We start from the raw sequence: 25,625 nt of genomic DNA, 5'->3' as shown, positions 1-25,625 counted from the left end.
TTACTTTATAAATTATGTACTTCATCTTTAAACTGTCTTCCTCTATCCTCGTAGTTCTCAAACAAATCAAAACTTGCACAAGCAGGTGACAACAATACTGCATCGCCACTTTCTGCTAAACTTTGTGCCACTTTCACAGCGTCATTCATCGTTTGAACCTCTACAAATGATTCTACTACATTCTGATAAGCATCGCGTATTTTGGTATTATCAAGCCCTAAACAAACAATACTTTTCACCTTTTCGCGAACCAAAGGCATTAACTCGTGATAGTCATTCCCTTTATCAACACCACCTACTATCCACACTGTTGGTGTCTTCATACTTTCCAAAGCAAAGAAAGTAGCATTGATATTAGTCGCTTTTGAATCATTAATATATTGAACATTATCTACTTTCAAGACTTTTTCAAGTCTATGCTCTACCCCTTGGAAATCAGAAAGACTTTCTCTAATCTTATCCTTTCGAATTCTCTTTAATTGAGCAATAGTAGTTGCTGCCATTGCATTTTTCACATTATGCAATCCCTCAATTCCTAAATCTTCAATTGGCAATACAATTGTTTCTTTATTCATAGTCACAACAATATTTTTATCCTCAACATAAGCCCCCTCATCTAATTTTTTATACAATGAGAAAGGCAATGCCTTAGCTTTTATTGTATGAGTTTTCAACCACTGTTGAATTTCCTCATCGTCATAATCATAAATAAAATAATCTTCAGCCGTTTGATTCATAGTGATTCTAAACTTAGAATCAATGTAATTCGAGTACTTATAATCATATCGATCCAGGTGATCTGGACTTAGATTAGTTAGTACAGCAATATTTGGTCTAAATTCTACTATTCCGTCTAACTGAAAACTACTTAACTCAAGCACATAGCATTTCTCAGGATTACTTGCAACTTGACCAGCATAACTGTCACCAATGTTACCAGCTATACCGATATCTAACCCCCCATCCTTAAGCAATTTGTAAGTCAACATTGTCGTTGTTGTCTTTCCATTACTTCCTGTGATAGCTATTGATAATTCTGAATTGAAATGATATGCAAATTCAATTTCAGAAATGATCTTTACACCCTTATCAACTAATTTCTTAATGATTGGTGCTTTATCAGGAATACCTGGACTTTTTACAACTACATCAGCATCTAAAATCTCCGCTTCTGTATGCCCATTCTCTTCCCAACAAATACCAGCATTTGTCAATGCTTCTTTATAATTATCTTTTATTGTCCCAAAATCGGAAACAAAAACACTATATCCCTTTTGCAATGCTAAAATAGCCGTACCTACACCACTTTCTCCTGCTCCTAAAATTGCAATCTTCTTCATCTTATCTCAGTTTTAGTGATACTAAACAAAATACGCCCAATAATATGGCTATAATCCAGAAACGAGTAACAATCTTACTTTCGTGATATCCTTTCTTTTGAAAATGGTGGTGTAAAGGAGACATTAAGAAAATCCTTCTTCCTTCACCATATTTCTTTTTCGTATACTTAAAATAAGATACTTGCATCACTACAGATAAATTCTCAATCAAGAATATACCACACAATACTGGAATCAATAACTCTTTACGAACAGCGATAGCCATAACTGCAATAATCCCCCCTATTGTCAAACTTCCTGTATCACCCATAAACACTTGAGCTGGATAGGTATTATACCATAGGAATCCTATCAGAGCTCCCATAAAGGCGGATATAAAAACAGTCATTTCACCCGAATTTGGGATATACATAATATTCAAATAATTAGAAAATATTACGTTACCTGATACAAACGCAAAAATACCCAGCACAAAAGTGGATATTGCGGAGGTACCAGCGGCTAAGCCATCTATACCATCGGTGAGATTAGCACCATTCGATACTGCTGTAATAATAAAAATGACTATAGGAATGAATACAAGCCAAGCATACTTTTCTGCTCCTTCCCCCATCCAGCTAATCAGCATATTATAATCAAACTCATTATCTTTGAAAAAAGGAATCGTTGTTGCTGTCGATTTAACATCGTACTTACTTACAGTACTCTCAACGATAACCTGATTAGCAGGTGTATCTCTAACAGTGACACTTGGACTAAAGTATAAAACTGAACCTACAATTAGCCCCAACCCTACTTGTCCTACAACTTTGAATCTTCCCTTTAACCCATCTTTATCTTTCTTAAATACTTTAATATAGTCATCTAAGAAACCAATAGCTCCCATCCAAAGGGTAGTTAATATCAACAATAAGACATAGACATTATCTAATTTTGCAAAAAGCAATACAGGAATAAGAGTTGCTAAAATAATAATTACTCCTCCCATAGTAGGCGTACCAGCTTTCTCTTTTTGTCCTTCAAGACCAAGATCCCTAACGGTCTCTCCTACTTGCATTCTGTATAAAAATCTAATAATTCTCTTTCCGTAAATGATAGAAAACAACAATGAAAAAATCACTGCCATTCCTGAGCGAAAAGTAATGTACTGAAACACTCCCGCTCCTGGTATTTTCAAAATACTATCTAAATACTGAAATAAATAATACAACATAATTCTATTCTCCTCTTATTGTTTCAAAAACTCAGTTACAATCTCTAAGTCATTAAAATGACTTTTTACTCCTTTAACATCTTGGTAAGTTTCATGTCCCTTACCTGCTATTAAAATAATATCCCCAGCTACAGCTTGTTGACAAGCAAGCTTAATAGCCTGTTTGCGATCTTCTACTACAATTGTTTTCATCGCATTCTGAGGCTCAACACCAGCTTCTATCTGCTCCAAAATCTCAGATGGTTCTTCGAATCTTGGGTTATCGGAAGTGAAAATTACTTTACTACTCAATTCAGAAGCTATCTGTCCCATCTCTGGCCTTTTCGTTTTATCTCTATTTCCTCCGCAACCAACTACCGTTATCAACTTCTCATTAAAAGTTCGGATAGAGTTTATCGTCTCTATTACATTCTTAAGCGCGTCAGGCGTATGAGCATAATCGACAATTGCCGTTATATTATCTCTTCCTACAATATATTGAAAACGCCCTGCTACACTTGTCAGTTTACTCAATTGCAACAAAGCCTCTTGAAAATCAACACCCAATTCTACAGCAACAGAAAACACAGCTAACAAATTACTTGCATTAAATGCACCTATCAACTGTACCCATACATCTTGTTGATTTACTTTCATTAACATACCAGAAAACTGACTCTCAAGAATCTGTCCTTTGTAATCTGATACATTTTTCAGACCGTAAGTAATTAACTTTGCCTTTGTATTCTGAACCATAAACATTCCGTTTTTATCGTCCACATTGGTCACTGCAAAAGCCTTACTACTAAGTTGATCAAAAAAGATTTTCTTAGCATTTCTATATTCTGCAAATGTTTTGTGATAATCTAAATGGTCATGTGTTAAATTGGTAAAAATCCCACCTCTAAAGTTCAAAGCATCTGTGCGTTTCTGAACAATTCCATGAGAACTCACTTCCATAAAACAATACTCACAACCTTCAGCGACCATTTCATTCATATAATAATTTATAGTCAGTGAATCTGGCGTTGTGTGCGTCGTTTCGTAAACCTTCTTACCAACGATAATTTTTACAGTAGATAACAATCCTACCTTATACCCAATATTGGTAAACAAATTATACAACAATGTCGCTATAGTTGTTTTACCATTTGTTCCAGTAACACCAACTAAATGTAACTTAGATGAAGGCTCATTATAAAAATTATTGGCCATATGAGCTAAAGCCAAATCAGAGTCTTCTACACATACATAAGTTACATTATCAACTATATCAGAAGGCAACTCTTCACACACAATCACTGTGGCACCCTGTGCTATAGCTTGACTGATGTACTCATGTCCATCTACTACAGATCCTCTTTGAGCTACAAATAATGTATCTGCTTTCACTTTACGTGAATCAAAAGCAATGAAATCTATAGCAAGATCGGTTGAACCTACTACAGATTTTATTTCTACTCTATATAATATGTCTTTTAGCTTTCTCACTATAATTCTAATACTACTTTCTTATCTCTTTCTATTTTTGTTCCAGCTGGAATAGATTGATTTTTAATCTTTCCTATACCATGTACTGCTACATTCAATCCCAAATTCTCTAATAATGGTAAAGCATCCATCACATACATCCCTTTTACATTCGGCATTACCTGATTCTCATCATTCACTTTAGTAAAATAGTCTGCATAACTATTCTGAATTTCTGAAGAAACGTGATTCACTTCTTCGAGTTCAGTTGTAATAGGAACATCTGTATAAATCTTTTGAGCAATCTTCTTAAACACTGGCCCGGATACATCAGCTCCATAATAACTCTTACTGCGATCAGGTCTATGAATTACAACTATACAAGAGTACTTAGGATTATCAGCAGGAAAATATCCTGCAAATGAAGATGAATAATACATCTCTTTCCCTTTTCCTTTTCCGTAATTCACTTGAGCTGTTCCCGTTTTACCTGCCATCGAAAAGTTTTTGGAATCCAATTTTCTTCCTGTCCCTTTCTTAACAACATTTGCTAAAACAGCTTGTACTTGCTTAATCACCTCTGGAGAAGCTATTTGAGGATTTACGACTTCCTTTTCAAACTTCACTATCGTGCGATTAAACTCTTTAACCTCTGACACAAACTGCGGTTTAACCATTTCTCCATTATTTGCCACAGCATTGTACAACATCAAAGTATGCATCGGTGTCACAGATAGTCCATATCCGAACGCCATCCACGGCAGTGCAATCCCACTCCAACCTTTCGCACCAGGTTTTGGTATATATGGAGAGCCTTCTCCCAGAATAGGCACCCCTATGGGTTTATCCATTCCCAATGAACTCAGGTAATCTGTAAACTCTGATGGGTTATTCTGAAACCCCTCATTCACAGCTTGAGTAATCACCGTATTGGAAGAAACTTCTATTCCTCTTGCTAAGGATATCTTTCCATATCCACCCCATTTCGAATCGCGCACTCTTGCATTATAAAACTTTACAATACCGTCTTGTGTATCGTAAATACGAGCCGTATCACTTTTCCCTTTCTCCAATAAAGCCAAAAGAGAAGCTAACTTAAACGTTGACCCCGGTTCATGAACTTCCGCAAGAGCATAATTTATAGTCTCATAATAGTTTCCTGATTCCGCTCTCCCCAAATTAGAGATGGCGCGAATCGCACCTGTCTTCACTTCCATAACAATCACAGTACCGTGATCAGCATTAAAGTCTTGAAGTGCTTTCAACAAACCATGATGTGCAATATCTTGTATATAAACATCGATTGTAGAGACAATGTCTTTTCCATCAACAGGATCTAATTCAATCTCGTCGTTGATTGGCTTCCATTGATCTTTTCCAATACTCTGCATTTTTCTTCTTCCATCTACACCGCTAAGGTAATTGCTAAATGCTCCTTCTATTCCTACTCTACCAAAAGTCTTATCGTCATTTTGCCTTTCATATCCAATAGTACGTTGAGCAATCCTGCCGATAGGGTGTTGTCTAATCGTTTTTTGTAAAGAAATAAAACCTCCTTTATATGGACCACGATTAAAAAGTGGAAAATTTCGCACTCTTACAAATTGAGTATAACTCAACCCACGAGCAATTAAGATGTACCTACTATTATTTGCCCTACCCTTTCTCATTAGATTTTGATAATGAGATGAACTCTTACCAAACATCACAGCTAAAGAGTCAGATAGAGGTTTAAGATTTTTCTCAAAATCTTCCTTACTTGGTGCTACACCATCAAATCGAATTTCAAAGACCGGAACAGATGTTGCCAAAAGACTTCCATCTGCTGAATATATATTTCCCCTATTTGCGGGAATTACTTCTTCTTTTACACGAGTTTTATCTTGCGCTTTAGCTCTTAGCTCCTTTCCTTCAACCCCCTGAATCTTGACCAAGCGATAAATGATACACAATGCAACAATAATCACTGCAGCAGACATAAGATAAAGCCTTAAGTAAACCCCTCTCCTCTCTAATGCCATAACCTACTCCAAAAACTTTCTTTCTTACTTTCTAAATTCACTTTAATTTTAGTTGGCGGAGTTTCTGATGGGTATATCCCCTCATCCTCCAACTTTTTAGTGATTGTTGACTCCATCTTCAACTCCATCAATTCTGATCTCGTGTCAACAAACTCAGCTCTGAGCATTTTCACTTCATGCGTAAGAGCAGTAACCTTAAAAACCTTAGTCTCATAAGCTTGTGTATTCCAAATCAATATCAAGCAAAGGCAAATCACATAAATGATAATCGCCCAGTTCTTGGCTGAATCCTCATGAACGAGAATTTTCGCCTTGATGACATCCATTGGACTTACGAGATTCTTTCTCATTTCTTTTCTGCTACTCTTAGTTTTGCTGATCTTGCTCTATTATTTACACTTATTTCCTCGTCTGTCGGTATTATCAATTTCCCCAATTGTTTTAAAGGAACTTCAAATCTTCCGAACATATCGCGCTCTGGCTCACCCTCAAACATTCCATTTTTCATAAAGCGCTTTACTAATCTATCTTCTAAAGAATGATAAGAAATAACACTCAAGCGACCTCCAGGTTTTAAAACTTCTGCACTTTGCTCAAGCATCTCTCTCAGAACATCCATTTCTTGATTCACTTCAATTCGAATAGCTTGATAAATTTGAGCTAAAATCTTTGCGCTTTTATGTGCAGGCAAAAACCTCGCAAGCACACGCTTCAAATCATCAGTATTCTTAATCGGCTCTTCTGCTCTACTCTTGACAATCGTATTGGCAATCGCTCCAGCATTTTTTAACTCTCCATAGAGATAGAACATATTTCGCAAATCCTTCTCCTCATAATCATTCACCACATGATAAGCTGATATTTCACTCTTTTGGTTCATTCTCATATCCAGTTCTCCATCAAAACGCGTTGAAAAACCGCGCTCAGCAACATCGAACTGATGTGAAGAAACTCCTAAATCACCTAAAATCCCATCTACTTCCTTTTCTCCATAAAAACGCAAATAGCGTTTTAAGTATCTAAAATTTTGATTGATCAACACAAATCTCGGATCGTCAATAGCATTATCCAAGGCATCTGCATCTTGATCAAATCCATACAGTTTACCATTCTCACCTAAACGACTTAATATTTCACGAGAGTGTCCTCCTCCTCCAAACGTAACATCAACATACACTCCATCAGGCTTAATATTTAATCCATCTACACTTTCCTGTAACAAAACAGGCTTATGATAACCGTAATCTTCTTTATTCATCAAAACTAATATTACTCATTACATCTTGAGCCAAGTCTGCAAAATCAATATTTTCATCCTCACTCAAAATATTCTCATACAATCCTTTATCCCAAATTTCAATTATATTCACCTTAGAAGTAAACACAAGTTCCTTCGAGATTTTGGCATACTCGATCAAGTCTTTTGCCACTAACAAACGACCTGCATCGTCAATACTCACTTCTTTAACACCAGCCATAAAGCGACGAATGAACATATCATTTTTCTTATCAAAAGGGTTTAATTTTTTGATTTTCTCCATCATCTTGTTCCATTCAGCCATAGGCCATAACTCTAAACATGGTTCAAACACAGAGCGTTTCAACACGAAACCTTCAGCCATAGCAGGCAACTGCTTCTTCAAAGAAGCAGGTACTGACACACGACCTTTGGCATCAATTTTACACTCATATGTTCCGACTATAAAAGACAAACCACACCTATTAATGTTATTTTAGCAAATGTACTACTTTTTTTCCCACTTTTTCCCACTTTTTCCCACTTTGTTAATAAGTTTTCGCAATACTACACTATTTCAAGGTTTAGCATACTAAACACTTGATTTTAAACACTTATATTTTAGCAAAATCTACAATTTGAATGAGTCTAAAACGACAAAAAAGCGCTTTTTTCAGACCTAAAAAAGTATCGTTTTCTGCCACTATATTTCATCTAATTTGCAGTTAAATGTTTTTTTATAGTTTTATTAGAAACATTGTCCCTAATAAAACCTTATATTTGTGGGAATTTAAAAATCGCATTTAGAAACTACATGGAGCGAACTTTAAAAGTAGATGGTAAATTCCGTTATGTTGAGATTGGTGATGGAACTCCAATTATCATCTTACACGGTTTAATGGGCGGACTGAGCAATTTTGATGGTGTTACAGAATTCTTCCCGAAAGAAGGCTACAAAGTAGTTCTCCCTGAACTACCTTTATACACAAATAGCATTTTAAAGACAAACGTAAAGGCATTTGCTAAGTTTGTTAAAGACTTTATCGACCACCTTGGACACAAAAAAGTAATCCTATTAGGAAATTCCTTAGGAGGACATATTGCTTTGTATTTTTCTAAGATGTATCCTGAGTACTTACAAGCTATGGTACTTACAGGTAGCTCTGGCTTATATGAAAGTGCTATGGGAGATAGTTATCCAAAGCGTGGTGACTATGAGTATATCAAGAAAAAAGCAGAGGACGTGTTTTATCATCCTGAAATAGCTACGAAAGAAATAGTAGATGAAGTTTTTGCTACTGTAAATGACCGTATGAAGGTTATCAAGACTATTACTATTGCCAAAAGTGCAATACGCCACAATATGTCTAAAGATTTACCAAAAATAAATGTACCAACCTGTCTAATCTGGGGGAAAAACGACAAGGTAACTCCTCCCGAAGTTGCAGTAGAGTTTAACGAACTACTACCTGATTCAGATCTATATTGGATTGATGAATGTGGACACGCAGCGATGATGGAACATCCAGACGAATTTAATAAATTACTATACGCTTGGTTTAAAAAGCGCAATTACTAAAATATGAAAATTAATACTGCAGAATTTGTCGTAAGTAACTCTGACGCGAAGAAGTGCCCTAATGAACCTATCCCTGAATACGCTTTCATCGGAAGGTCTAATGTCGGCAAATCTTCTTTGATTAATATGCTTACAAACCAAAAGAATCTTGCAAAAACATCTTCAAGACCGGGAAAGACACAATTAATAAATCACTTTAAGATTAACTCAAATTGGTATTTAGTTGATTTACCTGGATATGGATATGCAAAAGTAAGTAAGAAGACAAAATCTACATTTCAAAAATTCATTACAGATTATTTCGAAAAAAGACAACAGCTTGTTAGCGCATTTGTTTTAGTAGACATCAGACACGAAGCTCAAAAAATTGACTTAGAGTTCATGCAATACTTGGGGCAATCTGAAGTACCTTTTTCTATTATATTTACTAAAGCAGATAAAGTAGGAAAACAAAAGGTAAATAGTTTAGTCGCTGATTATAGAAAGAAAATGTTAGCAGACAATTGGGAAGAAATGCCTCCTTATTTTGTAACTTCCTCTGAAGACAAAATAGGTAGAGATGAAGTTCTTGAGTACATTGACGAAATCAATAAAGAAATGTTTAAAAACCAAAGTCCTATATAAAAGAAAAAACTGCTGTACAGCAGTTTTTTCTTTTATATACATTTACTATTTAGCAACCAAAATGACCTGTTTCGCTGTAGCACCTTCAGGCAGATTAATTTGCTTACCATAAAAGAAATCATATTTATCATCAACTTTCAAAACTAATTGTTTCGTTGTCAAAGAAATAATTTCTAAAGGTTCTAAGTTATCATTCATCTCCTTGGCAAAAAGTAACAAGTTCTCTCCCTCGATTTTATAATCTGCAACGCTTTTGTAAAGTTCACTACAATCAAAACTGTGATTTTCCATAAAAACTTTATCCTCTTTGAAGCTATATAAATCCAAATCACAAACTCTATAAAAGCTTAAATCTTCTTCAAGAATCACTTTATTATTTCTATCTAAGTACACAAACTTAGAAGCTAACCAATCTTTTTTAATGGCTTTCGAATAATGAGCAACCGAAATCTCGGTACCTGAGTTATTCGATTCATTACCATCATCCTTCTTCTTCGAATTTTCATCCGAACTACACCCCCCTAAAAAAACACAACATAAAATAGTAGCGAAAAACAACAAATACTTTTTCATAATATATTCCGTTAAGATTACCACAACAAAATTATGAAAAACAGACAAACTAACATATTAAAAATCAAATATTTGTCTCAATTAAAATAAATATTTACATAATTTAAAGTAAATATAATAATAGATCAGCGCGAAGAATAACCACACTTTCATGCGACTTTCTTGGAGCATTCTTCGAGTATCCTTCGGGTTTTCTTCGCAAAAAGACGCCTTTTCCCAATAAAACCCGAAGCATCCCCCTAGAAAACCCGAAGAAAGTGCAAGCAATCTCTCAACAATAAAAATGTGATACTACTAAAAAAAAATATTGACATAAAGCTACTGGTAGCCAAATATCAATTAACTTAATTAAATCAATGTAGAAATATAGGGCTGATTTTCACCTATTTACCTTTTCAGAAAACACTCTAAATCACGCCTTATCCTATAATGAGGTTAGAGCCATCAATCATTCGCTTTCACTACCTGATTTCACGTGTGACTTTACTATTTTAATAGCCCATTCATAATGACTTGACATAGACGATACACAGTAGCTCCCAAGACTTGTAGAACCTGTCCAATTGAAATACTTTTTAACGAATAATTCATCTTCTGTAAAAGCTTTCACTATTTGAATTGTATCTCGATGACTCTGTTGTAGTAATATCTTAGCATCGTCCAAAGACGTAGCTTGGTGCTTTTTCCAAAACTCTACATTCATAGCCGTATACGTTTTCCAATTATAAGGCTTAGGTAAAAAAGACGTCTGATTCCCTTGTTGATTATTTGAAATCCAAGTTAACAATAGCTGATGCCATTCATAAAGGTGGACAAATACATCTCTGATGTTTCTATCTCTACCTTCAAAATTAAAAGTCTTTTGCTGCAGTTCTGTAGATAACTGTTCTACAAGTACAAATAAAGTGTTGAAACTACTTTCACTCTGCTCTAATAAACTAACCTTATCCTTAGCTCTACCCATAAAAAAAAATTGCTTATAATAAGAAACTAACGTAAAATACTATCCAGTAATCAATCCAGACTATATATAATAGTCATTGACTTTTATGATACCAGCGCGAATAGCATAACGCGTAGCATCGTGAACATTATTCACCTCCAATTTTTTAAAGATATTCTTGCGATGTGTAATCACGGTGTGCACACTAATATTTCGCTCAGCAGCAATTTCCTTTGTCATTTTGCCAAAGGCTATCTCTTTTAGAATTTCGCGTTCTACAACTGTCAGTACCTGTTCTACCTTGTGAATAGACTTTTGGTGTTCCTCCAAAATCTTTTGAACAGCATCATTCAAATACACTTTTCCAGATAGTACTTCATCTATACCTTTGGTTATGCTATCAAGTGTGTCTGTCTTAAAAATAACACTAAAATCGACCTTCTTGATTTGCAACATACGCTTCAACCAAGATTCATTTAACTCATCAAAAAGCATGACCCAATGACAATTGACATACTGCTCTTGAAACATAAAAATTTGATTGATCTGTTGCTCAAAATTGTAAGACTGTGGGTTAAAAAAAACATATGTTTTGCCACACTTATTCAGAAACTCTCTCAAATCATGTGCATTAACAACCTCTTGATAACAAAGAGTATCCTTACTCCTTTCCTCTAAAATAGTCTTGATGGCAAATTTGGTTAACTCTTGTTGATCTATAATAGCAACGCACAACATAATCATTTCTTTTAATTAATAACAAAGATAAAACAAAAAGGCACTTCACCCTCTAGTGCCATACAAACTTCTAAATCGAAATTGAGGAAAACTACTCTACACTTTAACTCGGTAGACCGTATTGAAGCCGAACTTTACAATATTCAATACAACGATATATACAACTTCATTCAATGGAAATTTTGCTCAGAAAGAACAACAGATTCAACAGGCACATAAAACCACAAAATAAAAAGTGAGATAACTATCTTTCAAGTTATCTCACTTCTCACTAACTAATCAACTATAAATGATAATCCGTACTATAATTTTATCGATTCAAATATAGATTTGGATTCTCTCTTTCTTCTACTTCTGGTATTCGGTAGAGATAATACTTGCTATTTTCTATAAAATCTGAACCGTCAGGGAACTTAACAGCATCATGCCCCATTGGTAAAAGTTTTACAACTACTTGAGAGATTTTTCCAGTACTATCCATTTCTTCGTATGTAAAATCAACTAACTTATCTTGAGGATACGCTTTTCGAACCACTTTTTGTTGATTGCGAATAATATCGATTAAAGCAAACCCTTCGCCAAAAAGTTCTTTTCTTCTCTCAATCCAGATTTCGTCTAACAAATCTTGTCCCATTAGACCGCTCACTTCTTTAGCTCCTCTTGCTGTCTTTAAAGTATTCAGAACATCAATTGCATCTGCCTCTCCTAATCGCGCTTTTGCTTCTGCATTAATCAAGTAAATCTCTGAAGTACGCATCAATACAATATCTGCTATCTGAGAACCTCTAAACTTAAATTTAGCATAGCGCATATAAGCAGTATTACCATCTTTTGGCTCTGTATTAGAAGGGTCTGGTGCCCAATAAATCATGCTCTTTCTATAATCACTTTCGTCAAACAAATCTCTAAAATAAGGATCCGCATTAAAGCTATAGTAGTAACTCTGACTTGAAGTAACATCTAAATAATTAAATTGATAAGATGCATTCTTTTGAGATTCATTTTGAGCATGTCCCCAAATCCACTCTCCATTACTCGAATCACTGAATCCACTTTTGTATTCACTTTCATTCATTAAGTAACTATTCAAAGCCAATAATTGATCAGAGTACTCTTTAGCTTCTTTCCAGTTTCTTGCGTATAAATGTGCACGAGAAAGCAGTCCCAAAACTACTTCACGATCAAATTTATGCTTCATTGTGTTTCCTCTCTTATATGTCTCAGGAATCAATGTAAGTGCTTCTTCTAAATCTTTAATAGATTGCAAATAAACCTCTGTAACTGTAGCAGCAGGTCTTGGTTTAGTTGCACTGCTCGTTGGCTCCAAGTAAATCGGAGCTGTAATAGCATTCGGATCTAAATCAATTGCATAAGCATAACTCGATGCTAAATGTAGATACATAAAACCTCTCAATGCTAAAGCTTGACCGCGAACTCGTTGTTTGTCAACAACTGAACCTTCCGATTCAAAAACTTTTGCAATCACATTATTAGCATTGTCAATAGTTTTATAGGCTAAATTCCAACTGTGCGTATTCGTTCTCGCCTTTGAATACAATGCATTAAATAAGTAGTGCGCGCGAAAACCATACCTTCCATTCAATACTACATCACTACCCATAGCATCATTTGTACGCAAAAATGATCCAAAACCAGGATTAGCATAAGTAGAAAAACTTTCCATTAAATAACTCCATGCACCATTCAATACCTTTTCATTCCCCTCTACAGTACTAAACACTTTCTCACTTTCAATAGCATCTGTTGGATCAGTATCCAAAGAACAAGAAATCAAACTTGTTGAAAGTATAAAAGCTCCTATTATATATTTAATTACGCTATTTTTCATAATTCGATTTTTTATAATTTAACATTAATCCCAAGAGAAATCGTTTTCATGGCAGGGTAACGGAAATACGTACTACCATCAAAAGTTTGCTCAGGGTCTAGACCTTGTTCTTTCGTCCAAGTAAAAAGATTCTCAGCTTGGAAGTATACACTTGCAGAAGACAATCTTACTTTCTTCAGCCATTCTTGTGGCACATTATAAGATACCGTTAGGTTTTTAAGTTTTAAGTAAGAACGATCAACTAAAAATCTATCCGAAGACTGATTCCATGCACTCTTTGGATGCGTAGAAACTTTAGCTACATCTGTATTAGGATTATCTGGCGTCCATCTATTCAACATATCCGTACTCCAGTTAGTTCCTCCTCCTGAAGATCTGTATAAACTCATCTTGTCACCATTGTAAATCTTTCCACCAATGTTATAGGCAAAGTTTGCAGATAATGACCAATTCTGATAAGTTAATTCTGTTGAGAAACCTCCTGATACATCAGGCAGAGAATTTCCTTGTTTTACTTTATGTTCAACTTTGTCAACTTGTGAATAATCATCTGTTATAGTTTTTGATCCATCTCCATTCTGAAGATACCATTGTGCATTTCCATTTGTTGGGTTAACACCTGCCCACTCTGGTAAATAAAAATCGTACAAAGAACCACCTTTTACCCATTTCTTATTTCCACTCCAAATCGCCTCAGATGGCAGAGAAGTAATCTTATTCTTATACGTAGTCAAGTTCAATCCTACACTCCATCTCCAATCTTCGGTCATGATTGGCGTACCATTTAACGTAAACTCCCAACCGTAATTTTTCATTGCTCCAATATTCTCTTGAATAGAAGTAAAACCTGTAGAAGAAGCTAAATCTCTATCAAATAATAAATCCTTTGAACGTCTTTCGAAATACTCTATTGTACCAGACAATCGCTCATTGAAAAATCCAAAGTCAAGTCCAATATTCATATTTAAGTTAGTTTCCCAAGACAAATCCTCTGTTCCCAATCTCGATGTTACTAATCCTGGATCTCCTAAATTATTTTGTATTGCGTACAAAGCTTGATAAGCATAATATCCAACATTGTCATTTCCTTGTGCTCCATAACTTGCTCTAAAAAGCAAATTACTCAACCAAGTATCTCTATATTGATTCATAAACTCCTCATCAATAATTCTCCACGATGCACCAAATGACCAGAAGTTACCCCATCTACTATCAGGTGAAAAGCGAGAAGAACCATCTCTTCTAAAAGAAGCTGACAAATAATATTTCTTGTCATATGAATACTGAGCATTTCCGAAGAAACTCAACATTTTATACTCATCTGCTTTTCCAAAAAAGTCAATTACCTTAGACGCCGCATCTGGTTCAAAATAACCATTCATGATTAACTGCTCACGTTGACCTCCAAAATAATTTGAATCATACGAATAGAACTCCTGCCCCACCATTGCAGATATTGCATTTTTATCGTCTATATCTAAGTTGTAATTCAATACGTTATTAAAAGTCATGCTAACAGTACGTGTGTTCTTGCGGTCCACACTTCCTCCATACTCAACTGATGGACCGTAAAGAGGGTTTGTTACATTGTGATTATTAGTACTATTATAGTCAACACTTAATGAAGATTTAAATTTTAAGTTATCTAAAAACTTAATTTGTCCATAAGTACGAACACTTGCAATATCTTTCTTGATCTCGCTCAAGTCGTGTGGCATACTTGCAATCAAGTTGTACTTAGCATATGAAGAAGCTCTGTAGTTTCCATAATCAAACATACGTCCTCCTGTATTTGGATCTACCAAATAAGCTCCTGTTGCCAAATCTCTTTGGTAAATCGGATAAAAAGAAGGCATTACTCTGGCAAATAAGATAACGTTTGACTGTTCACTATCATCTTGTTTTGGGAAATTTTGTATCGAACTCGAAGCAGCAACATTCAGACCTACTTCTAACCAATCTTTAGCATCTACTACGATATTAGATCTAAGGTTATAACGCTTGAATCCTGATTCGATAACATAACCTTGGTCATTTAAAAAACCTCCCGAAACAAAATATCTCGTGTTCTTTCCACCACCACTTACTCTAACATTCACGTCTGTAAATCGAGCATTTTGTTGTAAAGCATCATCCCAGTTGTCACTCCACAACGGTTTTAATCCTGGTAAAAGCTTACCATCAGTACCTACGGGCATTGGGTTATTCGTTCCGTAAGGATTAATACCTATCTGACTAATCAAGTTTTGACTTGCATATTCAGCTGCTGCTTCAGGTGATTTTCCTCCAGCATCCATTTGTCCGTTGCGAATAGCTTCCCATTGCAACTCCATATAATCATTGGTCCCCAATACGCGATAGTCATTACGTGCACGGCTTGAAATACCGTGTTTTGCACTAATCTCAATTTGAGGAGCTGTTTCTCTTGTCCCTTGTTTTGTTGTAATCATAATTACACCATTTGCTGCACGCGAACCATACAATGTTGCAGCAGTAGCATCTTTTAGCACAGTCATAGATTCAATATCTGTAGCTGCGATAGCATTCAACTCTCCTTCGTATGGCACCCCATCAACAACATAAAGAGGCTTGCTATTGGCATTAATAGAACCAATACCACGGATACGTATAGTTGCTTCAGATCCAGGCTGTCCACTTGACGAAAACGATTGCACTCCGGCAATAGTACCTTCTAATACTTTAGAAACATTACTAACCTGCGCTTTCTCAATATTCTTAGCTTGCACTAATCCTACAGATCCTGTGTAAGTTTTCTTATTTGCTGTACCATAAGGCACTGTAATAATAACTTCGTCTAAGTTTGCAGATTCCTCGCTTAGCAAAATATTGACATTTGCTTGTCCTTTATAAGCAATTTTCTGCGTTTGATATCCTACAAATGAAAATACCAATACTTGTCCATCCTTTATATTTATAGAATAATTACCATCTAAATCAGTCATAGTTCCCTGTGAACTATTCTCTATTAATACACTAACTCCTGGCAGTGTACCACTAGAATCAGACACCGTTCCTGATACTAAAGTGTCTTGAGCTTGGGATGTTAGAATACCAACAAACACAAACAGAATTACGTAAATTTTTTGCATAAAACTACTTTTAGTAATAGACCTATAATCTATCCTTTGATTAAAATTTAATTGAAATACTTTGTGAAAAATGAATTTTTATAGAGCATCACAGAAATGCTCTTAAGCGGTATGCTTCTATAGAAAACAGCATGGACACATACACATGGATGTGTGCATAGAAAAGATTGTATTGATGTGATTTAAGTCACGAGTTTCAAGTGCTCGTCTTTTGTCAACTAATTGCATCTTATTTGGGTTTTAATATAAATTCACTTTGGTGTAGATATCAATGTTAGAAAATCTCACCACCTTCAAAACAATAAAGGCAATGTTCTTTCTTTTATTATCTGATACAAATTTACCTCAATGCAGTAAGTTGCGAAATACCATGTATATGGTAGATTTATAAAATAATTAAAATTCTCGATAAGTGTCAAAAAAAAAGCCCCTACAATGTAGAGGCTTTAAGCATATAGTATTCAATTACTTTACATGTAAAATAAAGTAGTTCTTTTTCCCTTTTTGCAATAAAACAAATTGATCGTTAATTAAATCATTTGCTGTTATCACATAATCTTCTGTAACCTTTTCTTTATTAACAGAAATAGAGTTTGCTTGTAGCGAACGACGAGCATCACCATTAGAAGACGCTAAGTCAGAATTAGCAGCTAATGCATCTACAATATTTAATCCTGCCTCGATATCAGCCTTTGCCACTTCTGATTGTCCAACTCCATCAAAAACTTCTAAGAACGTTTTTTCATCTAATTGTTTTAAATCTTCTGTAGAAGAGTTACCGAATAAGATATTAGATGCTTTGATAGCATTGTCTAACTGTTCTTGACCATGTACCATAATAGTTACTTCTTCTGCTAAACGGCGTTGTAACACACGTAAATGTGGAGCTTCTGTATGCTCTTTCACTAATGCTTCAATATCTTCTCTTGATATAAAAGTAAAGATCTTGATATAACGCTCTGCGTCAGCATCAGCCACGTTTAACCAATATTGGTAGAATTTATATGGAGAAGTGTACTCTGCAGATAACCAAATATTACCTCCTTCTGACTTACCGAATTTAGTACCATCAGCTTTAGTAATCAATGGACAAGTAAGCGCATAGGCTTTCTCGCTAATTGTTCTGCGGATTAACTCTGTACCAGTAGTGATATTTCCCCATTGGTCAGATCCTCCCATTTGTAATGTAATATTATTCTCTTTGTATAAATGCAAAAAGTCATATCCTTGCATTAGTTGATAACAAAACTCTGTAAAAGACATTCCATCTGCAAACTCTCCGTTCAGGCGTTTCTTTACAGAATCTTTCGCCATCATATAGTTCACTGTGATATGCTTACCTACTGTACGAATAAACTCTAAGAAAGAGAAGTCCTTCATCCAGTCATAGTTATTTACTAACACAGCAGCATTCTCAGCACCTGAATTAAAATCTAAAAAACGGCTTAATTGGTTTTTAATTGCGTTCTGATTATGGCGTAAAGCTTCTTCGTCTAATAAATTTCTCTCATTAGACTTACCAGAAGGGTCTCCAACCATCCCAGTAGCTCCCCCTACAAGAGCGTAAGGCTTATGTCCTGCTAATTGAAAGTGCTTCAATAACATCACGCTTACTAAATGTCCAATATGCAATGAATCGGCTGTTGGGTCAATCCCCACATACGCAGCACGCATTTGCTCCAACAAATGTTCTTCAGTGCCTGGCATTACGTCGTGGAGCATTCCTCTCCAAGTCACTTCTTCAATAAAATTCTTCATTTAAATAAATTTTACACAAAGATAGCTCAAAACCTTAGCTTATGGAATAAAATTCCAATATTCACTGCACTTTTAGTCGTTTTATACATTTATCAATTAGAAACTGACAATAGGGGCGTTAGTTTTCAACTTTATTTCATAATTTTTCAGTATGTAAAACATAAAACTTATTTTTGTATAAAGTATGAAATTAGTAACAGGAGCAACCGGTATGGTCGGAGCGCATCTAATCCTACAACTACTCAGAAATGAGCCTGTAGTCCGCGCTATATACAGACACGAAAATAGCATCAAGAAAACTCAATCTTTTTTTAAATTGAAAAAGAGTGAAGACCTATTCTTAAAAATTGAATGGGTAAAAGCTGACCTATTAGATGTACCTGCCTTAGAAATAGCCTTCCAAAACATTACGGAGGTATATCACTGCGCTGCTTTAGTGTCTTTCGATCCTCGTGATGAGAAGGTATTAAGACAAACGAATATTGAGGGAACTGCCAATCTTGTCAACTTAGCGATAGCCTTTGAAGTTGAAAAGTTTTGCCATGTAAGTTCTATTGCTGCATTGGGAGAAACTTTAGCAAAGAACAAGATCATCAATGAAAAAACAAACTGGAATCCAGAGCTTTATCACAGCGATTACGCCATAACTAAATATGGTGCTGAAATGGAAGTTTGGCGAGGGACTCAAGAAGGATTAAAAGTTATCATCGTCAATCCTGGTATTATTTTCGGCCAAGGATTTAATTACGAAGGAAGTAATGAGTTCTTTCAAAAGATAAAAAAAGACTTCCCTTTTTACACAAACGGAACAGCAGCTATCGTCTCTGCAGAAGATGTTGTCAATGCAATGATTCACCTTATGGACAGTGATCTATTTAACGAAAAATACATCGTTGTAGCTAATAATATCACGTATCAAGAACTACTGAATTACATTGCCGAATTAATGAATAAGAAACCTCCTTTTATATTTGCTACTAAATGGTTATGCAGAATTGCTTGGAGATTAGATGCTTTTATTTCCTTGATATCAGGCAAAAAAAGAAGTTTTACAAAAGCTATTGCACTGTCGTCACATTCAAAATACACCTATGACAATCAAAAGCTATTGCAAGTCTTACCATTTACTTTAAAGTCTTATCAAGAGTTTATTCCTGAAATTATTCAATATCACTATACAAAAAAATAAAGCCTATCCAATGGATAGGCTTTAGACATATCTTATTTTACGCGTTTTATCGTGTCAATACTTAGCGTATCGTTTTTGACTATTCGCGCTATTCTGCGCTTACTCTTTTGTTTAAGTGAATCAACTTGAGTCTTATCCTGATTACTTAACTGTTTTATACTATCTCCGTCAACTTTTAGTTCTCCTGCTGAATCGCTTTTTTCAGATAGCTCATCAAGGTGATTCTTGACGGCATTTCTCATCATTTTAACATCAATTCTTTTCGTATCCAAAACCTTATTGACAAAATCGTCTACCTCAAATTTTGTTTGATTTATCACAATACGAGCGTAAATTCGATCTTGCATTTCATAATATACACCTTTATTCAAATTGATATAATACGCATTGTTTTCTGTAAAAGAAAGACTGTCTACCTGATGTTTATTGAAAATAGAATTAATAGTGATTCTTGGTATCGTATCATTATCAACCGTATAAACATAAGAGTTATTAATTGCGTATAGCATTGCTATATCATATAAAATCTCTTCCATTTTACTTTTTTCAATGAAAGGAGTAGGCTTCTTATCATTACAAGAAACAACTAAGAAGGCGATAAAGAATAAAACAATCAGTTTTTTCATTCAACTAAAAATATTAACGCTCGAATAATAACCTTTGTCCTTTGTGTTCCGTATTAACAACTCCATCGGCATAGGCTAAAAATCCATTTACAAAAGTATGAGTTATTTTTGAACTAAATGCAGTTCCTTCGAAAGGAGACCAACCACATTTATACAAAATATTAGATTTATCTACAGTCCACTCACTTTCACTATCAACAATAACAACATCTGCATGATAGCCTTCTTTTAAAAAACCTCTTTTCTCTACTTGAAATAGTATTGCAGGATTATGAGCGAATTTCTCTACAAGTTTCTCAATTGTAATTCTTCCTTGCTTAACACTTTCCAATAATGCTACTAAAGCATGTTGAACAAGGGGACCACCAGAAGGTGCATTCAAATAAGACTTACTTTTTTCTTCTAATGTATGTGGAGCATGATCAGTTGCGATAACATCAATTCTATCATCTAATAAAGCTTTCCAAAGTCCTTCTCGGTCTACTTCAGACTTTACTGCAGGATTCCACTTGATGAAATTCCCCTTAACAGCATAGTCTTTATCTGTAAACCACAAATGATGTACACAAACTTCTGCAGTGATTTTTTTGTCTTTCAAGGGAATATCATTTCTAAACAATTCCGTTTCCTTGGCTGTAGATAGGTGAAAGACATGTAATCTTGCGCCTGTTTTCTTTGCTAATTCAATCGCCTTTGACGAAGATAGATAACATGCTTCTTCACTGCGAATAACAGGATGACATTGTACAGGGATATCCTCTCCATACTTTTCCTTGTGTTCAGCTAAGTTCTTGCGAATTGTTCCTTCATCCTCCGCATGTACAGCGATCAACAAAGAGGTACTTGAGAAAATCTTTTCCAGAACTTCTTGATTATCCACTAACATATTTCCAGTAGAAGACCCCAAAAATAACTTAATACCAGCTACATTTCTTGGATTTGTTTTAAGCACTTCTTCTAAGTTATCATTTGTTCCTCCCATCATAAAAGAATAATTGGCAAATGATACTTCTGCAGCTCTCTTATACTTCTCTTCCAAAATATCCTGAGTCACAGCATTAGGCACAGTATTCGGTTGCTCAATAAAAGAAGTAATTCCCCCAGCTACAGCAGCACGAGATTCAGATTGAATATCGCCTTTATGGGTTAAACCAGGTTCGCGAAAGTGCACTTGATCATCAATCATTCCAGGTAGCACTAACTTTCCACTTGCATCAATAGTTTGAATGGTACTATCAACTTGAAGATTATGACCTATCTTCTTTATATAACCATTCTCGATTAAAAGATCTCCAACAAAGGACTTTCCTTCAGTGACAATAGTTCCATTTTTAATTAAATAATTTGTCATTATAGTGTGTTTAGTAGTTTTCTAATTCGCAAAGCAATGACTCCAAATATTGCTTCTTTAATAATACCTCCTGACATCTTGGATTCCCCTCTTGTTCTATCTGTGAATATGATTGGAACCTCCTCAATAGGTAATCCCTTAACATAGGTACGATACTTCATCTCAATTTGGAAAGCATATCCTACAAAGCGTATTTTATCTAGATCAATCTGTTGAAGAGCTTCTCTTGAAAAACAAACAAAACCAGCAGTTGTGTCCTTAATTTTCATTCCTGTAATCAATCGAACATAAATAGAAGCTCCATAAGATAATAACACGCGGTTAAGAGGCCAATTTACCACATTTACACCAGTAACATAGCGCGAACCAATAGCTAACCCTTTAGAGCGCTGAGAAGCGGCTAACAACTTCGATAAATCTTTTGGATTATGAGAGAAATCGGCGTCCATTTCGAAAATATAGTCATATTCTCGTTCTAAAGCCCACTTGAAACCATGTACATAAGCTGTCCCCAGTCCATCTTTGTTTAATCTTGTTTCAAGAAACAGTCGACCTTGAAATTGTGACTGAAGTTCTATCACGGCATTACTAGTACCGTCAGGGGAGTTATCATCAACAATCAAAACGTGAAACTGTTCTTCTAATTCAAGAACAGCAGTTATAATTAAACTAATATTTTCAATTTCATTATAGGTTGGTATAATGACAAGTCCTAAGCTCATTATAGATTGTTTGAATACAAAAGTAACCTTTTTATAGAAAGTTAAAACTTAAATAATCTACAAACCATGAAAACAGGCAAAAAAATTCTTAATTTTGCACCTTGTATGGAGAATATAGTTTTAATAGATAGAATCGTATTGAATAAAGATTGGGCTACAGCTCTATTCTTTATCGCATTCTCTGTACTGGCTATTAATCGAACAATATTTAGTGTGAGGTTTGCAGAGTTTACAAAACTTGCTGCATCCAATAAATATTTGAAAATTTATAAAGACAACACAAACCTACGTAATAGTTTCACACTATCCTTTTTAGCTATTCAATTGATATCGATTACTTTCTTTATCCAGATTAGCTTAAAAACATTTGGATACATCGAGCAAATCACCTTAAATTCTTTTATCCAAATCATCAATTTTATTGCGTTTTTTGTAATTGCAAAGTACTTAATTGACAAGATTATTGCAGTCGCTTTTAATATAGAAGAATTTGCGGATGCCCTAAACTTACAAAAAGCGACTTATAGAAACTACATGGGGATGATGCTATTATTCGTAGATGTACTGCTTTATTACAATGAAATAAACAGCAGAAGCCTAACACTTATCCTTATTTTTACATTAATCGCAATAAATGTATTATTATATATCATTTTTATAAAAAACAATCAAAAATCAATATTAAATAAGTTGTTCTATTTTATTTTGTATCTTTGCACCCTTGAAATAGCTCCTTATTTTCTACTCTATTTTTGGTTTAAAAATATCTGAGCATAATTAAGAAACATAACTATGAAAGTGAAAACAATTTTGGTTTCTCAACCAGCGCCTAAAGTGGAGAATTCACCTTACTTTGAGTTAGAACAAAAGTACAAAGTAAAAATTGACTTTAGACCCTTTATTCATGTAGAGGGCGTAGAAGCCAAAGAGGTAAGACACCAAAAAATTGATTTACATAACTTTACTGCTATCATTCTAACCAGTAAAAACTCTGTGGATCACTTCTTTCGGGTTGCTGAAGAAATGCGTTTCAAAGTACCTGAAACACTTAAATATTTTTGCCAATCGGAAGCTGTAGCTTACTACTTGCAGAAATATGTAGTTTACAGAAAAAGAAAGATCTATGTTGGCCAAAAAGATTTTGCTGACTTAGCTCCGCTTATTAAAAAATACAAAGACGAAAAGTTCTTATTACCTTCATCTGATCAGTTAAATAACGATATCCCAACAACTTTAGATCAACTAAAAGTCAATTGGGTACCTGGAACATTTTATAAAACTGTGATGAGTGATTTATCGGATTTAGCAGACGTAAAATACGATGTTCTTGCATTCTTTAGCCCTACTGGTATAAAGTCTCTGTTTAAGAATTTCCCGGATTTTTCACAAGACAATACAAGAATAGCTGTATTTGGAACATCTACTCAAAAAGAAGCATTAGACAACAACTTAAGAGTTGATATTATGGCTCCTGCTCCCGAAACGCCTTCAATGACTATGGCACTTGAGAAATATATTCAAAAGGTAAATAAATAATATCCAAAAGCTTCTTAATAAGAAGCTTTTTTTATGGCTTTATATAACACAAAAAAGGGTAAGTGAATGATCACTTACCCTTTTTTCTATGTGAAAAATTATAACCTTACAGTTGTGGTCCAGCACTTATTAATGCTTTTCCTTCTTCATTTGTAGAGTATAATTTAAAATTCTCAATAAATAAAGCAGCTAATTCTCTTGCTTTATCATCCCATATTTGAGCGTCCTCATAAGTGTTTCTTGGATCTAAGATTCCTGTATCTACTCCTTCTAAAGCAGTAGGAACCTCAAAGTTATATACAGGAACTACAATAGTATCAGCTTTCTCAATAGATCCATCTAAAATACGATCAATGATAGCACGTGTATCCTTTATAGAAATACGCTTTCCTGTACCATTCCATCCTGTATTTACCATATATGCAGTTGCGTTATTTGCTTCCATTTTCTTTACTAACTCCTCAGCATATTGCGTTGGGTGTAAAGATAAGAATGCTTTTCCAAAACATGCAGAGAAAGTAGGTTCAGGTTTTGTAACTCCACGTTCAGTTCCAGCTAATTTTGCAGTAAATCCAGACAAGAAATAGTATTTCGTTTGTTCTGGTGTTAACTTAGACACTGGAGGCATAACTCCAAAAGCATCAGCAGTTAAAAAGATTACTTTAGTAGCAGGTCCTGCTTTTGAAACTGGTTTTACAATATTATCAATATGGTTAATTGGATAAGATACACGCGTGTTCTGAGTAACAGATCCATCGTTAAAATCGATCTTACCATTAGCATCAACTGTAACGTTCTCTAACAAAGCATCACGGCGAATAGCACCATAAATATCTGGTTCATTCTCTTGACACAAGTTGATAGTTTTAGCATAACAACCTCCTTCGAAGTTAAATACTCCTTCATCATCCCACCCGTGCTCATCATCACCAATAAGCTCGCGTTTTGGATCAGTTGACAATGTCGTTTTACCAGTACCTGACAATCCGAAGAATACAGCTACATCACCATCTTTACCTTTATTCGCTGAACAGTGCATTGCAGCCATACCTTGTAATGGCAAATAGTAGTTCATCATTGCGAACATACCTTTTTTCATCTCACCACCGTACCAAGTACCACCGATAACTTGAATCTTCTCTGTTAAGTTAAATGCAATATAAACCTCAGAGTTAAGACCATATGATTTATAATCTTTGAAGGTAGTCTTAGAACCATTCATCACAACGAAATCTGGTTCTCCGAAATTAGCTAACTCCTCTGCTGTAGGACGAATAAACATATTCGTTACAAAATGAGCTTGCCAAGCCACTTCCATAATAAATCTAACTTTTAAACGAGTATTCTCGTTAGCGCCACAAAATGCATCAACGACATAAAGTTTTTTTCCTGATAATTGCTCAACTGTATTTGCTTTTAAAGCATTCCAAGTTTTACCATCAATAGGTTTATTATCATTTGGAGATTCTGGAGTGTTCCACCAAACAGTGTTTTCAGTAACAGCATCTTTAACGATATACTTGTCTTTTGGAGAACGTCCAGTGAATTCACCAGTCATCACGTTTACAGCTCCAAGCTCTGTTACTACACCTTTGTCAAATCCCGTAAGTGCAGGATTAGTTTCTTCCTTATATAAAACGTCGTAAGAAGGATTATAGATAATCTCTACAACATCTTTAATACCATATTTATCAAGTGAAATTGATTCTGAAATATCCATTTTCATTATTATGTTGTGTATTAATTTGTTTGCAAACTTAGAAATAA

At 34.8% G+C, this 25,625-nt stretch carries 22 protein-coding genes; 5 read left to right on the top strand and 17 right to left on the bottom strand.

Features of this window, described 5'->3' with window-relative positions:
- Positions 1-5: 5 nt before the first annotated feature.
- From murD to mraZ, 7 genes are read right to left on the bottom strand one after another with little or no spacing between them, the layout of a single operon-like run.
- Positions 6-1,340: a UDP-N-acetylmuramoyl-L-alanine--D-glutamate ligase gene (murD, locus tag GJV76_RS07995; protein ID WP_155092102.1), complete on the bottom strand. Its 1,335-nt coding sequence runs from the start codon at positions 1,338-1,340 to the stop codon at positions 6-8.
- Position 1,341: 1 nt separating this feature from the next.
- The gene (mraY, locus tag GJV76_RS07990; RefSeq protein ID WP_155092101.1) at positions 1,342-2,553 is read right to left on the bottom strand and encodes a phospho-N-acetylmuramoyl-pentapeptide-transferase; all 1,212 of its coding nucleotides are present in this window, start codon (positions 2,551-2,553) and stop codon (positions 1,342-1,344) included.
- A 15-nt stretch (positions 2,554-2,568) separates the two neighbouring features.
- A complete protein-coding gene (locus GJV76_RS07985) occupies positions 2,569-4,023 on the bottom strand; it encodes a UDP-N-acetylmuramoyl-L-alanyl-D-glutamate--2,6-diaminopimelate ligase (RefSeq protein ID WP_160339659.1) in 1,455 nt (484 codons plus the stop codon).
- Positions 4,023-6,023, bottom strand: coding sequence for a penicillin-binding protein (locus tag GJV76_RS07980; RefSeq protein WP_155092100.1), 2,001 nt, complete (start codon positions 6,021-6,023; stop codon positions 4,023-4,025). Before GJV76_RS07980 ends, GJV76_RS07985 begins: the two co-directional genes overlap by 1 nt.
- A complete protein-coding gene (locus tag GJV76_RS07975; protein WP_155092099.1) occupies positions 6,014-6,373 on the bottom strand; it encodes an FtsL-like putative cell division protein in 360 nt (119 codons plus the stop codon). The genes GJV76_RS07980 and GJV76_RS07975 overlap by 10 nt, the downstream gene beginning before the upstream one ends.
- A complete protein-coding gene (rsmH, locus tag GJV76_RS07970; RefSeq protein ID WP_155092098.1) occupies positions 6,370-7,281 on the bottom strand; it encodes a 16S rRNA (cytosine(1402)-N(4))-methyltransferase RsmH in 912 nt (303 codons plus the stop codon). The genes GJV76_RS07975 and rsmH overlap by 4 nt, the downstream gene beginning before the upstream one ends.
- Complete coding sequence (mraZ, locus tag GJV76_RS07965) at positions 7,274-7,735, bottom strand: division/cell wall cluster transcriptional repressor MraZ (protein ID WP_155092097.1); 462 nt, start codon at positions 7,733-7,735, stop codon at positions 7,274-7,276. Before mraZ ends, rsmH begins: the two co-directional genes overlap by 8 nt.
- 339 nt (positions 7,736-8,074) lie before the next feature.
- Between mraZ and GJV76_RS07960 the strand changes: the two genes are divergently transcribed.
- Both GJV76_RS07960 and yihA read left to right on the top strand, forming a co-directional pair.
- Positions 8,075-8,839, top strand: coding sequence for an alpha/beta fold hydrolase (locus GJV76_RS07960; RefSeq protein ID WP_155092096.1), 765 nt, complete (start codon positions 8,075-8,077; stop codon positions 8,837-8,839).
- Between the two features lie 3 nt (positions 8,840-8,842).
- Positions 8,843-9,463 (top strand): ribosome biogenesis GTP-binding protein YihA/YsxC, encoded by a 621-nt coding sequence (gene yihA / locus GJV76_RS07955; protein WP_155092095.1) that lies wholly within the window; start codon positions 8,843-8,845, stop codon positions 9,461-9,463.
- Between the two features lie 45 nt (positions 9,464-9,508).
- Here the strand turns inward: yihA and GJV76_RS07950 are convergent, their stop codons facing one another.
- The 6 genes from GJV76_RS07950 to tyrS all read right to left on the bottom strand — a co-directional run bounded on the left by GJV76_RS07950 (position 9,509) and on the right by tyrS (position 18,434).
- Positions 9,509-10,036 (bottom strand): hypothetical protein, encoded by a 528-nt coding sequence (locus GJV76_RS07950; protein ID WP_155092094.1) that lies wholly within the window; start codon positions 10,034-10,036, stop codon positions 9,509-9,511.
- A gap of 448 nt (positions 10,037-10,484) precedes the next feature.
- A complete protein-coding gene (locus tag GJV76_RS07945; RefSeq protein WP_155092093.1) occupies positions 10,485-11,000 on the bottom strand; it encodes a ClbS/DfsB family four-helix bundle protein in 516 nt (171 codons plus the stop codon).
- Positions 11,001-11,060: 60 nt separating this feature from the next.
- Positions 11,061-11,723, bottom strand: coding sequence for a response regulator transcription factor (locus GJV76_RS07940; RefSeq protein WP_230381514.1), 663 nt, complete (start codon positions 11,721-11,723; stop codon positions 11,061-11,063).
- A gap of 304 nt (positions 11,724-12,027) precedes the next feature.
- Positions 12,028-13,566, bottom strand: coding sequence for a RagB/SusD family nutrient uptake outer membrane protein (locus tag GJV76_RS07935; protein WP_155092091.1), 1,539 nt, complete (start codon positions 13,564-13,566; stop codon positions 12,028-12,030).
- 11 nt (positions 13,567-13,577) lie between these two features.
- Complete coding sequence (locus GJV76_RS07930) at positions 13,578-16,676, bottom strand: SusC/RagA family TonB-linked outer membrane protein (protein ID WP_155092090.1); 3,099 nt, start codon at positions 16,674-16,676, stop codon at positions 13,578-13,580.
- Positions 16,677-17,141: 465 nt separating this feature from the next.
- On the bottom strand, positions 17,142-18,434 hold the full coding sequence (gene tyrS, locus GJV76_RS07925; RefSeq protein WP_155092089.1) for a tyrosine--tRNA ligase: 1,293 nt from the start codon (positions 18,432-18,434) through the stop codon (positions 17,142-17,144).
- 184 nt (positions 18,435-18,618) lie between these two features.
- Here tyrS and GJV76_RS07920 point away from each other — a divergent pair, with 184 nt between their 5' ends.
- A complete protein-coding gene (locus GJV76_RS07920) occupies positions 18,619-19,623 on the top strand; it encodes an NAD-dependent epimerase/dehydratase family protein (RefSeq protein ID WP_155092088.1) in 1,005 nt (334 codons plus the stop codon).
- A 32-nt stretch (positions 19,624-19,655) separates the two neighbouring features.
- Here the strand turns inward: GJV76_RS07920 and GJV76_RS07915 are convergent, their stop codons facing one another.
- The 3 genes from GJV76_RS07915 to GJV76_RS07905 are packed head-to-tail and all read right to left on the bottom strand — an operon-like array spanning position 19,656 to position 22,322.
- The gene (locus GJV76_RS07915) at positions 19,656-20,249 is read right to left on the bottom strand and encodes a DUF4296 domain-containing protein (RefSeq protein WP_155092087.1); all 594 of its coding nucleotides are present in this window, start codon (positions 20,247-20,249) and stop codon (positions 19,656-19,658) included.
- 13 nt (positions 20,250-20,262) lie between these two features.
- The gene (locus GJV76_RS07910; RefSeq protein ID WP_155092086.1) at positions 20,263-21,600 is read right to left on the bottom strand and encodes a dihydroorotase; all 1,338 of its coding nucleotides are present in this window, start codon (positions 21,598-21,600) and stop codon (positions 20,263-20,265) included.
- Positions 21,600-22,322, bottom strand: coding sequence for a polyprenol monophosphomannose synthase (locus tag GJV76_RS07905; RefSeq protein WP_155092085.1), 723 nt, complete (start codon positions 22,320-22,322; stop codon positions 21,600-21,602). The genes GJV76_RS07910 and GJV76_RS07905 overlap by 1 nt, the downstream gene beginning before the upstream one ends.
- Before the next feature lie 105 nt (positions 22,323-22,427).
- Here GJV76_RS07905 and GJV76_RS07900 point away from each other — a divergent pair, with 105 nt between their 5' ends.
- Complete coding sequence (locus GJV76_RS07900) at positions 22,428-23,093, top strand: DUF4271 domain-containing protein (RefSeq protein WP_155092084.1); 666 nt, start codon at positions 22,428-22,430, stop codon at positions 23,091-23,093.
- A 21-nt stretch (positions 23,094-23,114) separates the two neighbouring features.
- Positions 23,115-23,858, top strand: coding sequence for a uroporphyrinogen-III synthase (locus tag GJV76_RS07895; RefSeq protein WP_155092083.1), 744 nt, complete (start codon positions 23,115-23,117; stop codon positions 23,856-23,858).
- 106 nt (positions 23,859-23,964) lie between these two features.
- Here the strand turns inward: GJV76_RS07895 and pckA are convergent, their stop codons facing one another.
- Complete coding sequence (pckA, locus tag GJV76_RS07890; protein ID WP_155092141.1) at positions 23,965-25,578, bottom strand: phosphoenolpyruvate carboxykinase (ATP); 1,614 nt, start codon at positions 25,576-25,578, stop codon at positions 23,965-23,967.
- Between the last annotated feature and the right edge of the window lie 47 nt (positions 25,579-25,625).

The organism is Myroides albus (assembly GCF_009711045.1).
Lineage (GTDB): Bacteria > Bacteroidota > Bacteroidia > Flavobacteriales > Flavobacteriaceae > Flavobacterium > Flavobacterium album_A.
Note: the sequence above shows the minus strand (reverse complement) of the source record. Positions and strands in the feature narration are given on the sequence as shown.

Excerpts from the sequence above, each read along its gene's own strand:
- murD (WP_155092102.1), bottom strand. The coding sequence starts at position 1,340 with ATGAAGAAGATTGCAATTTTAGGAGCAGGAGAAAGTGGTGTAGGTACG.
- mraY (WP_155092101.1), bottom strand. The coding sequence starts at position 2,553 with ATGTTGTATTATTTATTTCAGTATTTAGATAGTATTTTGAAAATACCA.
- GJV76_RS07980 (WP_155092100.1), bottom strand. The coding sequence starts at position 6,023 with ATGGCATTAGAGAGGAGAGGGGTTTACTTAAGGCTTTATCTTATGTCT.
- GJV76_RS07975 (WP_155092099.1), bottom strand. The coding sequence starts at position 6,373 with ATGAGAAAGAATCTCGTAAGTCCAATGGATGTCATCAAGGCGAAAATT.
- rsmH (WP_155092098.1), bottom strand. The coding sequence starts at position 7,281 with ATGAATAAAGAAGATTACGGTTATCATAAGCCTGTTTTGTTACAGGAA.
- GJV76_RS07960 (WP_155092096.1), top strand. The coding sequence starts at position 8,075 with ATGGAGCGAACTTTAAAAGTAGATGGTAAATTCCGTTATGTTGAGATT.
- yihA (WP_155092095.1), top strand. The coding sequence starts at position 8,843 with ATGAAAATTAATACTGCAGAATTTGTCGTAAGTAACTCTGACGCGAAG.
- GJV76_RS07950 (WP_155092094.1), bottom strand. The coding sequence starts at position 10,036 with ATGAAAAAGTATTTGTTGTTTTTCGCTACTATTTTATGTTGTGTTTTT.
- GJV76_RS07945 (WP_155092093.1), bottom strand. The coding sequence starts at position 11,000 with ATGGGTAGAGCTAAGGATAAGGTTAGTTTATTAGAGCAGAGTGAAAGT.
- GJV76_RS07940 (WP_230381514.1), bottom strand. The coding sequence starts at position 11,723 with ATGATTATGTTGTGCGTTGCTATTATAGATCAACAAGAGTTAACCAAA.
- GJV76_RS07935 (WP_155092091.1), bottom strand. The coding sequence starts at position 13,566 with ATGAAAAATAGCGTAATTAAATATATAATAGGAGCTTTTATACTTTCA.
- GJV76_RS07930 (WP_155092090.1), bottom strand. The coding sequence starts at position 16,676 with ATGCAAAAAATTTACGTAATTCTGTTTGTGTTTGTTGGTATTCTAACA.
- tyrS (WP_155092089.1), bottom strand. The coding sequence starts at position 18,434 with ATGAAGAATTTTATTGAAGAAGTGACTTGGAGAGGAATGCTCCACGAC.
- GJV76_RS07920 (WP_155092088.1), top strand. The coding sequence starts at position 18,619 with ATGAAATTAGTAACAGGAGCAACCGGTATGGTCGGAGCGCATCTAATC.
- GJV76_RS07915 (WP_155092087.1), bottom strand. The coding sequence starts at position 20,249 with ATGAAAAAACTGATTGTTTTATTCTTTATCGCCTTCTTAGTTGTTTCT.
- GJV76_RS07910 (WP_155092086.1), bottom strand. The coding sequence starts at position 21,600 with ATGACAAATTATTTAATTAAAAATGGAACTATTGTCACTGAAGGAAAG.
- GJV76_RS07905 (WP_155092085.1), bottom strand. The coding sequence starts at position 22,322 with ATGAGCTTAGGACTTGTCATTATACCAACCTATAATGAAATTGAAAAT.
- GJV76_RS07900 (WP_155092084.1), top strand. The coding sequence starts at position 22,428 with ATGGAGAATATAGTTTTAATAGATAGAATCGTATTGAATAAAGATTGG.
- GJV76_RS07895 (WP_155092083.1), top strand. The coding sequence starts at position 23,115 with ATGAAAGTGAAAACAATTTTGGTTTCTCAACCAGCGCCTAAAGTGGAG.
- pckA (WP_155092141.1), bottom strand. The coding sequence starts at position 25,578 with ATGGATATTTCAGAATCAATTTCACTTGATAAATATGGTATTAAAGAT.